The sequence below is a fragment of the Hydrogenispora ethanolica genome (assembly GCF_004340685.1).
In the GTDB taxonomy this organism is placed as follows: Bacteria; Bacillota; UBA4882; order UBA8346; family UBA8346; genus Hydrogenispora; species Hydrogenispora ethanolica.
This window is the reverse complement of sequence record NZ_SLUN01000051.1, coordinates 22856-33442: the sequence shown is the minus strand read 5'-3', so window position 1 is coordinate 33442 and position 10587 is coordinate 22856. Positions and strand designations below refer to the sequence as shown.

Genomic DNA, 10587 nt, shown 5'->3' with positions numbered 1-10587 from the left:
CCTTCTTTCACCGATTACTTCCTTTAACGCAATTCTTTCATTTTCATCGCTTCGCTTGTCCCAACTTTGTTGGGGTGGGGGGCTTATTCACAAAACAAGCTTGCTGATTCACAAAACAAGCTTACTCATCCACAAAAAGAGCTCGCTGAATGATTGAGCAAGCTCTCTTATTCACAAAACGAGCTTGCTGAGCGACTGAATGAGCTCTTTCAGCCACCCAAAGCGATCTGTGATTCACAAAACGTTCTCTTTCAGCTCTTCCGCTCGATCACGTATCCGCAAAACGACGCTACTAGACGCCATGATTTATCCTTCGGCGCAGTCCCCCTTTTTGAGGTCCAAAAAGAGGTTCGCGGCAAGGGCTGTCGAATTCATTGCGGAGAATGAGTTGGCGGCCGGCGCCCATGTTGGTTCAACGGCATGGCCGGGCCGCGATTTTCATATCCTATCCATCGGGCGATTGTGGCTAAGTCATTGCCTTCAATGAAACGGAGGAGTCCAATATGTCAACCATCCAAAAGGTCTATCTGTCGGGCCTTGGCGCCATCGGCAGCGCCTATGCCAGCCGGTTGTACGAGAGCGATCCCGGGCTGGTGACGGTGATCGCCGATCCGGAACGGATCGAACGCTATCGACGCCAGGGGATCGTCGTCAACGGCCGGGAATATCCCTTCCGGTTCGTGACGCCGGAGGCCGCGGCCGAGCCGGCCGACCTGATCCTGATCGCCGTCAAACAACACCACTTGGCCGAGAGCATCCGGGCCATCCGCAATGTGGTGGGCGAGCGGACGATCATTCTTTCCCTCTTGAACGGAATTACCAGCGAAGAGCTGATCGGCGCGGAATATGGCCCGGATAAGCTGCTTTATTCGTTCGTGGTCGGCACCGACGCGGTACGGGAAGGGACCCGGACCCGTTTTTCCAGCATGGGAAAGATCGTCTTCGGCGATAAGTTGAACCGGACCGCTTCGCCCAAGGTGGCCGCGGTCAAGGAGCTATTTGACCGGGCCGGGGTCCCCTACCAGATCCCCGAGGACATGCTCAGGGAACTCTGGTGGAAATTCATGATGAATGTCGGCGTCAATCAGACGTCGGCCGTCTTGAAGGCGCCGTACGGAGTCTTTCAAAAGGTGGGGGAGGCGCGGGAGCTGATGACCATGGCTTCGTGCGAGGTGATCCGGCTGGCGCAAAAACAAGGGATTAACCTCAGTGAGGAAGACATCCGGGATTATATCGGGATCATCAACGGGCTTTCGCCGCAAGGAAAAACTTCGATGCTGCAGGACGTGGAGGCCGGCCGCAAGACGGAAGTGGAGATCTTTGCCGGGACTGTGGTCAGCTTGGGACGGCAATACGGGGTGGCCACTCCGGTGAACGAGGTGCTGCTCCGGATGATTCGCACGCTGGAGCGGACCTATCGCGGGATCCCGGAATAATCACCGTTTTTTGCAGCTCTTCCGGATCACCAGTTCGCTGGGGACCAGGACTTTTTTGGGGAGAACCCGTCCTTTTTCGATCCGTTCCTTGAGCAGATCGATGGCGCTCACGGCCATGAAGTTCAGATGCACCCGGACGGTGGTCAGCGGCGGGATCAGGTACTTCGAGGTGGCGAGGTCGTTATAACCGATGATGCTGATCTGGTTCGGCACGTGGATCTTGGCCTCGTGCAGCGCCCGCAGCGCGCCGGTGGCCATGGTGTCGTTGGCGATCAGCAAGGCCGTGGGCAGCTTGGCGGATTCGAGCGCCTGGAAGATCAGGTGATAACCCTCCTGGTAGGAGATGCGGCTCCCGGTGAAGACGAAGTCCGGATTGAACAAGCCGTGTTTCTCCATGGTGGCGATGAAGACCCGCTTGCGCTCGTCGATGGTCGCTTCTTTATGATCGCCGACGACCGAACCGCCCAGAAAGCCGATCTCGGTATGGCCCAGGTCCACCAGGTATTGCAGCGCTTCGGTGATCCCCAGCTTCAAATTGATGGTCACCGAATCGTACAATTTTTCCTGGGGCGACGAGTCCACAAAGACGATATTGCCCGTATAGGCGGCGAGATCGTTGATCTCCCCGTCGGAGAACTTGCCGATAGCGATGATGCCGTCGAGGTCCTTGACCATCACTTGATACCTGTCGTTGACCTTATTGATCTTGAAGGTATCGATGCCCGCCAGGGCGCATTCCTTTTCGATGGTGGTCATCAGGTACAGGTAGTAGGGGTCATCCAGCAACTCCAGCTCGGAATACCAGTCCAAGACGCCGAAAGTCAGCCGGCGGTTTTCGGCGGCACCGTTCTTTCTTTCCCGAACCGTTTTATACTCCAACTCTTCGGCGATCTCCAGGATCCGCACTTTGGTCTCGGCGGAGACCGATAGTGTCGTATCGTGGTTTAATACCCTGGAAACGGTCGCCGGGGAAACCCCGGCCTTATTGGCGATCTCCTTGATTGTCGTCATGGCGCAGCCTCGTCCGAACAGTGTCGTTTTCTGTCGTTTACTCTTATCATAATATAAATCGTTGGATTTATTAAGATTATAATGAATTTTTCTGCGGGATTCAAATAATTTAGTAAATTTTTATCGGAAAACTGCAGCGAAGCCGCCCGGGAAATGAAACATTGGCCGCAACGGAATTCATTCGCCGACCGGCGGTGATTTCTGGTAATGCATCACGTGGTGACGACGCAACCGGGAATGTTATGAGGAGCGAAACCGCGGGCTCCATAAAATATTACTATGATTCAGGAATGTTATTTAGTAAAATTTTATTGACATTTCTTTCATTCTTTTTTAATATTATAGATAACAAATCATCCCATAGCAGGGAGAATCAGAAAATTTAATAAAGGAGGAGAAGGTAGTGAAGAAGCTTTTTGCAATGCTTGTAACGGTTTGTATGGCAGTTTCACTGCTGGCTTGCAGCGGCGCGGCCGCCATGGGAGCTGCCAAAAAATCGGGCAAGATTACCATCTGGGCCTGGGACCCCAATTTCAACATCGCGGTGATGAAGGAGGCCAAAGCCCGGTACCAGAAGAACAATCCCAATGTCCAGATCGAGATCGTGGAGATGGCCAAGGCCGATGTGGAACAAAAGCTCCATACGGTGCTGGCGTCCGGCGTCAAAGAGGGTTTGCCGGATATCGTCCTGATCGAGGATTACAATGCCCAGAAATACCTGCAGGCCTATCCCGGCGCTTTTGACGATCTGACCAAGAAGATCAATCACAAGAATTTCGCCAGCTACAAAAATAAGCTGATGACCGTGAACGGCAAGATTTACGGCGTTCCGTTCGATTCCGGCGTGAGCGCGCTGTTCTACCGCACCGACTACCTGGCCAAGGCGGGATACAAGCCTTCCGACCTGAATAACCTCACCTGGGATAAATTCATCGAGATCGGCAAGAAAGTGAAAGCCGCCACCGGCAAGGACGCCTACACCTTTGACCCGGCCGACGGCGGCTTGATCCGGATCATGTTGCAGTCCGCCGGCTTGTGGTATTTTGACAAGAACGGCAAACCCTACATCGCCAACAATCCGGCGTTGAAGGAAGCCTTTGCCACCTACAAGAAGCTCATGGAGTCGGGAATGATCAAAAAGACCACCGGCTGGAACGAATGGGTCTCCGCCTTCAACAAAGGCGAGGCGGCCTCGATCATCACCGGTTGCTGGATCATCGGTTCCATCAAGGCCGAGAAGAGTCAGTCCGGCAAATGGGCGGCCCTTCCCACCCCCAGGATGAATCTGAAGGCTTCGGTGAACTATTCCAACCTGGGCGGCTCGAGCTGGTACATCACCCAGGGTTCGTCCAACAAGGCCGTGGCCGAAGACTTCCTGAAATCCACCTTCGCGGCGGATAAGGACTTCTACCAGAAGATCCTGGTCGGCCAGGGCGCCATCGGAACCTACCTGCCGGCTCAGAACGGTCCTTCCTATACGGTAGCCGACGAGTTCTTCGGCGGCCAAAAAGTCTTTTCCGATTTCTCGGCCTGGATGAAGAAGATTCCGGGCATCAATTACGGCGTCTATACGTACGAGGCGGATACGGCCCTGATGACCGTCATGCCGGAATACCTGGCCGGCAAGCTCACCGTGGAAGCGGCGCTCAAGAAAGCCGAAGATCAACTCAAAAACCAGATCAATTTATAGGCTGCCCGATGATGAATTCCGCGGCCACGATGTAATTCGATCCATAAGAGGAATAATGCTGGGGATCCTGGTATTATTCCTCTTTTTAAACGAAGAGGTGAGCACATCATGTTGCACAATCCGGCGACTCCTCCCGCGAAAACGCGGCCCCCATTCGCTTCCTTCGAGAAGAGCCAGAACCGGTACGGCTGGTTCTTTGCATCGTTCGCCCTGCTGTTATTGGGCCTCTTTATGCTGTACCCCATCATCAGCTCGCTCTATATGTCGACCATCTCCTCCCGCGGCGTCATTCAGACCTTCGTGGGCTTTGGGAATTATCTGAAATTGTTGAATGATCCGGTGTTTTTGCAGGCCTTGCAAAACACCTTCATTTTTTTCTTGATCCAGGTCCCGATCATGTTGTTGCTGGCCCTGGTCATCGCCTCGCTGTTGAATGACAAGTCGTTGCGGTTCCGCGGCGTCTTCCGGACCGGCATCTTTTTGCCGGCCGTCACCTCGCTGGTAGCCTACTCCCTGCTGTTTAAGATGATGTTCAGCGCGGATGGCTTTATCAACCACGGCCTCATGGCGCTCCACCTGATCGCCGCGCCCATTCCCTGGCTGACCGAGCCGTTCTGGGCGCGGATCACGGTGATGATCGCCATGACCTGGCGCTGGACCGGGTATAACATGATCTTCTACCTGTCGGGGCTGCAGAACATCCCCGACGACCTGTACGAATCGGCCGAGATCGACGGCGCGGGCCGCTTGCAGCAGTTCCGGCACATCACGGTGCCGATGCTGAAACCGATCCTGCTGTTTACGGCGATCATGTCCACCATCGGCACCCTGCAGCTGTTCGACGAGCCGATGAACTTTTCGGCGATGGGCGTCTCCGCGGCGACCATCGGGCCCGGCAATTCGCTGCTGACGATGTCGGTGTACATCTACAATCTCTGCTTCAAATTCATGCCGAACTTCGGCTACGCTTCCACGGTGGCCTATGCCATCGTCTTCCTGGTGGCGGTGTTCTCCGTGATCCAATTTAGGCTGGCAGGTGATAAAAAATGAAACGGAGAAACCTTCTCTTTAAAATATGCGCCTACGCCTTTCTGAGCATCGCCTTTGTGGCGTCGGTCTTTCCATTCTACTGGATGATCGTGGGGATGACCAACGCGGCGATCGAGGTGATCCAGGGCAAGATGACCTTCGGCCGGCATCTGGCGCAGAATCTGACCATCCTGTTCGGCCAATTCGACGTGGTCCGGATCTTCTTCAATTCGAGCAAGATCGCCATCCTGACCGTGATCGGGCAACTGATCGTTTCTTCCATGGCCGCCTACGGGTTCGAGTTTTACGTCACGAAGTCGCGGGAAAAAGTCTACGGCCTGGTGATGCTGTCGATGATGGTCCCTTTGGCCGCGCTGATGGTCCCGCTGTTCCGGATGATGGTCAAGTTCGGCCTGTTGAACACCCATGCGGGGCTGATCCTGATCTCGCTGGCTTCGGTGTTTATCATTTTCTTCTTCCGGCAGAGCTTCAAGACTTTCCCCAAGGAGATCATTCAGGCGGCCCGGGTGGACGGCGCCGGCGAATTCCGGATTTTCTGCTCCATCGTGGCGCCGGCCATGAAGGCGACCTACGCCGCGGCGGCGATTTACGCCTTTATGACCAGCTGGAATGCTTATATGATGCCGTTGATCCTGCTCCAGACCAACCAGCAGAAGACCCTGCCGCTGTTGGTCTCGACGATGGCTTCGGCCTATTTCCCGGAGTACGGCGCGGTGATGGCGGCGATTGTGCTGTCGACCCTGCCGATGATCCTGATCTTCTTCGGGCTGCAAAACTATTTCGTCCAAGGCATTACCGGATCCGTAAAACAATGACAGGAGGCAGCAATGAGAAAAGTAATTCCGCTCAACAACCACTGGTATTATCAACCGCGTTACGAGCGCGGCATGGAACGGCAATCCGGTCTGGAAGGGTTCACCGCGGTGAACTTGCCCCACGCCAACGTAGAGTTGCCCTATAACTATCTGGATGAGCAAGCGTATCAGATCCAGTCCTGCTACCGGTATCCGTTAACGATCCCCGCCGCTGGCCGCGGCAAACCGATCTATCTTCATTTTGAAGGGGTCATGGCCTACGCCAAGGTCTATCTGAACGGCGCCTTCCTGGGGGAGCACAAGGGCGGTTATACGCCTTTCGACATCCGGATCGACGGCGCCTATGATTTCGAGCGGGCCGATAATCTCTTAACGGTGGTGGTCGACTCGGCCGAACTGGAGGATATCCCGCCTTTCGGCGGCCAGATCGACTACCTGACCTACGGTGGGATCTACCGCGAGGTCAGCCTGGGCATTTATGACGGGGTGTCCATCCGCAACCTCAAGGTGGAGCCGGAGCGGGTGCTCGAAGAGGCCAAAACGGTCCGGGTCAAGGTCTTCCTGCGCCACGACGGGACAGTCCGGGGAAATGGTCAGTTCAAGGTGACCCTCAGGGAACTGGCGGGGCCGACGGTCTGGTCCGGCAGTTTCGAAGCGGCCATCTCCGCCGAGACGGCCGCGTATGAATTCAGCATCAACGGCCTGCGCGACATCAAGCTCTGGGACATCGACCGCCCCCAGCGCTACGAGATCGACGTGGAGCTGACCCTGGGGGAATATTCCGACGCCTATTCCGACCGGTTCGGATTCCGCCAGGCCGAGTTCAGGACGGACGGTTTTTACCTGAACGGCCGGCACCTGAAACTGCGCGGCCTGAACCGGCATCAGTCCTATCCCTACGTGGGCTACGCCATGCCCCAGCGGGTGCAGGAGAAGGACGCCCGGATCCTCAAGCACGAGCTGCATCTGAATCTGGTGCGCACCTCGCATTATCCGCAATCCCGGCATTTCCTGAATGAATGCGACGCCATCGGGCTGCTGGTCTTCGAGGAGATCCCGGGTTGGCAGCATATCGGCGGCCCGGCCTGGCAGGAGATTGTCCGGGAGAATGTCCGCGAGATGATCGAGCGCGACTGGAACCATCCGGCGATCATCCTCTGGGGGGTCCGCATCAATGAGTCGCGGGATGATGATCCGCTGTATGCCGCCACCAACCGGATCGCCCATCAGCTGGACGCCACCCGCCAGACCGGCGGGGTGCGCTGCATCACCCACAGCCACCTGCTGGAGGATGTCTATACCTTCAACGATTTCATCCATGACGGGATCCGGCCGCCGCTGCGGGGACAGGAGGAGGTCACCGGACTCGACCATAAAGTGCCGTACCTGGTCACGGAGTTCAACGGCCACATGTACCCGACCAAGCGTTTCGACCAGGAGGAACGCCAGAGCGAGCACGCCCTGCGCCATCTGAGAGTCCAGAACGCCGCCGGACTGGACCCGAGCATCGCCGGGGCCATCGGCTGGTGCGCCTTTGACTACAATACCCACAAGGATTTCGGCGCCGGGGACCGCATCTGCTACCACGGTGTGATGGATATGTTCCGGCTGCCCAAATTCGCCGCCTACGCCTACAAGTCCCAGGTGGCGCCGGAGGTCGAGCCGGTGCTGGAGCCGGTCACCTTCTGGGCCCGGGGCGAGCGCGACCAGTGCAACATCTTTCCGCTGGTGATCTTCACCAACTGCGATTATATCGAGATGCAATTCGGCTCCGAAACAGTGGCCGAGAAGATCTACCCCCGCAAGGCCGACTACCCGGGGGTTCCCTATCCGCCGGCGGTCGTCGATCTAACGGTGATTCCCCAGGAAAAGCTGGGCGAGTGGGGCATGGTCTGGCGGGACGGAATCTTCCGGGGTTACCATCAAGGCCGGGTGGTCATCGAGCGCAAGCTGAGCAAGGCTCCGGTCCCCGCCGAGCTGGCGGTGGCAGCCGATGACCTGCAGTTGGACGCCGCCCAGAAGGACGCCACCCGGATCACGGTGCGGGTTTTGGACCAGTACGGCAACCTGCTGCCGTTCCTGGATGACATCATCAAGCTGGAGCTGTCCGGTCCGGCCCGGCTGCAGGGCCCGGCGGAAGTCGTCGTCAAAGGCGGCGCGCTGGCCTTCTGGATCGAGACGGTCAATGAAGCGGGCCTCATCGAAGTGACCGTCCGTTCGCAGACCCTGGGCGCCAAGACGGTCCGGATCACCGTAGCGTAATCATCAACAGGGGCAGGCTTCCGGGCCTGCCCCGTTTCACTTCCTGAAATTTTAATTTTGGGGACGGTTTTGGGATTGCTTTCCGGCGCCATCTTGTTTTTCCGTGGCGATCATTCGATTCTCGGGGCTGGAATTTCAATTTGCCATCCCGCCAATGTAATTCGCCGGAGTGAAATTGCAATTTCCCGGGCCGCAATGCTCATGGGATGGCCTGCCAATGCAGTTGGCGGGAGCGCTATGGGATTTCGCCGGAGTGGAAAATGGATCTTCAGGGTTGCTAAGGGAATTAGAAGCGTTGTGATAAACCCCGTCCGCAGGTCGGGGTGTTCACAAAAGCTCAGAAAAGCAAGTGATAAAGTCGATTTTTAACCTTTTATAGGTTGAATCGGTTGGAAAGAGACTTTATCATGGCTTTTTAGAAGAAGGGCGATGCGCTCTTTCCGCCCCAAAATAGTTTGTGATGCCAAAAACGAAGCGGACTGCTGTAAACAGTCCGCTTTTTTAATTGGGGGTTAGGGGGTCGAATGCTCCGGGATGAAAGCCTGTTCCATCTGAGCGACGAGGCGGTCCATGATCTCCTGGACCGGCAGGATCTCCTTGATCCTGCCCACAAACTCGCCGGAAAAGACCAGGCCGTTCTGGGTGTCGCCGCTAACGGCCTTGCGCAGGGCATCCAGGATGCAAAACTTGGCGCTGCAGTGTTTGAGGCAGCCGTCGCAATGCTGGATCTTGGAACGGAGCGCTCCGGCGATGCTGCGGGTGAAATGGTTGCTGATGGCCCGGCCCGGCAGGCCGACCGGACTATCGATCAGCGTCACATCCTCGGCGTTGGCCGCCAGGTACTGCGCTTTGAAATTGGCGTGCGCCTCGCACTCCCGGCTGGCCACAAAGCGGGTGGCCATCTGGACGCCGGAAGCTCCCAGCCTGAGCATGCGGGCGATATCAAAACCGTCGGTGATCCCGCCGGCCGCCACCACCGGGATCCTGACGCTGGCGGCGACTTCCGGGACGAGCGCGGCGATGGGGCGGTCCGTGCCCAGATGACCGCCGGCTTCCTTCCCTTCGACCACCACCGCGGCGGCGCCCAGCTTTTCGGCCAGCCGCGCCAGCCGGGCCGACGAGACGATGGCCAGAACCGGAATCTTGTGTTCCCGGCCCCATTGGAACATGTCGCGCGAGAAGCCGGCCCCGGAGATGACGAAATCGACCTTTTCGCGGAGCGCGGTCAGCATCAACTCCGAGAAGCGCTTGGCCGCGAACAAAACATTCACTCCGATATAGCCGTCCGATAAGGAACGGGCGGTTTGAATCTCCGACCGCAGCTCCGCATCGGTCAAGCCGGTTCCGGCAATGGTGCCGATGCCGCCGGCGTTGGCGACGGCCGCCGCCAGTCTCCCGGTGGAGACTTTGACGGCCATTCCGCCTTGAATGACCGGGATCCGCGGTAACATATGAGCGATCTTCAGTTTTGGCAGCAATATATCCTCCTCATTCGGCAGGGAATAAACCCGCCGGATTATTTCAGCAATTTCGCCAAGTATACCATTGATCCCCCTGGAATACAACCGGCAATATTGTTGTGCAAAAGTCAATGCCTGCCAACGGGGATGGATTATTATGCCGGCTGCTTGGGAAGGTCCGGAATACGCCGCCGACGGTCGGCGGACGTTTTCAAAAAACGGTCCAAAATTTGATTTTTCAGCGTCATTCTTTTTATTGGGGATGAAGGAATATGTTATAATATTTCATAGATGAAATATTTTCGAATGAAATAAGGGGGAAATTTGGAAGAGCAAAAGATAGTTTTGAAACGGGCGCTGATTCAAGTCAGTGGGAAATTGGGCAAGCTCCTGCAACGGGACCTGGACCGCTACGGGCTGTCGGGCGTGGAGTATGGCATTCTGCGCAACCTGGGCGAGGAGGTCCTGACGCTGAGCGAGTTAAGCCAGAGGTTGCTCCGGGTGAACAGCAACATCACGGCGCTCATCGACCATCTGGAGCAGCGGGGACTGGTCGAGCGGGTACGGGACCGGGAAGACCGCCGGGTCATCCGGGTGCAACTGACCGGCGCCGGCCGGGCGCTGCGGAGCCGGGTCGTGCCGGACCACAACCATTATGTCATGGAGATGCTGGCGCCGTTATCGGCGGCGGAGACGGCCAGCCTAATCCAGTTGCTGGGCAAGCTTCAAACCATTTGCGATCAGGGGTTGGAACGCCCGGACTAAAATGGGCCGGGCCCCGGCCTGGCGCCGGCGTGCGGGATGAAGAAATTCCCGGTACCGCGCCTGAACTTTTTCGCGACTGATGTCGTCTATCCATCAAT

The 10587-nt window shown here is 56.9% G+C and carries 8 protein-coding genes; 6 read left to right on the top strand and 2 right to left on the bottom strand.

Annotated elements, in window-relative coordinates:
- Positions 1 to 503: 503 nt before the first annotated feature.
- Entirely contained in the window at positions 504 to 1436 is a 933-nt protein-coding gene (locus EDC14_RS24620; protein ID WP_132017470.1) for a ketopantoate reductase family protein, read from the top strand.
- Here EDC14_RS24620 and EDC14_RS24615 read toward each other — a convergent pair whose 3' ends face one another.
- A complete protein-coding gene (locus tag EDC14_RS24615) occupies positions 1437 to 2447 on the bottom strand; it encodes a LacI family DNA-binding transcriptional regulator (protein ID WP_132017468.1) in 1011 nt (336 codons plus the stop codon).
- Between the two features lie 403 nt (positions 2448 to 2850).
- Between EDC14_RS24615 and EDC14_RS24610 the strand changes: the two genes are divergently transcribed.
- The 4 genes from EDC14_RS24610 (at position 2851) to EDC14_RS24595 (ending at position 8264) form a co-directional block, all read left to right on the top strand.
- On the top strand, positions 2851 to 4137 hold the full coding sequence (locus tag EDC14_RS24610; protein WP_243663109.1) for an ABC transporter substrate-binding protein: 1287 nt from the start codon (positions 2851 to 2853) through the stop codon (positions 4135 to 4137).
- Positions 4138 to 4245: 108 nt separating this feature from the next.
- Positions 4246 to 5187: a carbohydrate ABC transporter permease gene (locus EDC14_RS24605; protein ID WP_132017466.1), complete on the top strand. Its 942-nt coding sequence runs from the start codon at positions 4246 to 4248 to the stop codon at positions 5185 to 5187.
- Positions 5184 to 6002, top strand: coding sequence for a carbohydrate ABC transporter permease (locus EDC14_RS24600; RefSeq protein WP_132017464.1), 819 nt, complete (start codon positions 5184 to 5186; stop codon positions 6000 to 6002). The genes EDC14_RS24605 and EDC14_RS24600 overlap by 4 nt, the downstream gene beginning before the upstream one ends.
- 12 nt (positions 6003 to 6014) lie before the next feature.
- Complete coding sequence (locus EDC14_RS24595; protein ID WP_132017462.1) at positions 6015 to 8264, top strand: glycoside hydrolase family 2 protein; 2250 nt, start codon at positions 6015 to 6017, stop codon at positions 8262 to 8264.
- Positions 8265 to 8776: 512 nt separating this feature from the next.
- On the opposite strand, the gene EDC14_RS24590 is transcribed toward EDC14_RS24595, so the two are convergent.
- Entirely contained in the window at positions 8777 to 9745 is a 969-nt protein-coding gene (locus EDC14_RS24590; RefSeq protein WP_132017474.1) for an NAD(P)H-dependent flavin oxidoreductase, read from the bottom strand.
- A 303-nt stretch (positions 9746 to 10048) separates the two neighbouring features.
- On the opposite strand from EDC14_RS24590, the gene EDC14_RS24585 reads away from it, so the two are divergent.
- Positions 10049 to 10489, top strand: a complete 441-nt coding sequence (locus EDC14_RS24585) for a MarR family winged helix-turn-helix transcriptional regulator (protein ID WP_132017460.1) — start codon at positions 10049 to 10051, stop codon at positions 10487 to 10489.
- The last annotated feature ends 98 nt before the right edge of the window (positions 10490 to 10587 follow it).

Excerpts from the sequence above, each read along its gene's own strand:
- EDC14_RS24605 (WP_132017466.1), top strand. The coding sequence starts at position 4,246 with ATGTTGCACAATCCGGCGACTCCTCCCGCGAAAACGCGGCCCCCATTC.
- EDC14_RS24600 (WP_132017464.1), top strand. The coding sequence starts at position 5,184 with ATGAAACGGAGAAACCTTCTCTTTAAAATATGCGCCTACGCCTTTCTG.
- EDC14_RS24615 (WP_132017468.1), bottom strand. The coding sequence starts at position 2,447 with ATGACGACAATCAAGGAGATCGCCAATAAGGCCGGGGTTTCCCCGGCG.
- EDC14_RS24620 (WP_132017470.1), top strand. The coding sequence starts at position 504 with ATGTCAACCATCCAAAAGGTCTATCTGTCGGGCCTTGGCGCCATCGGC.
- EDC14_RS24595 (WP_132017462.1), top strand. The coding sequence starts at position 6,015 with ATGAGAAAAGTAATTCCGCTCAACAACCACTGGTATTATCAACCGCGT.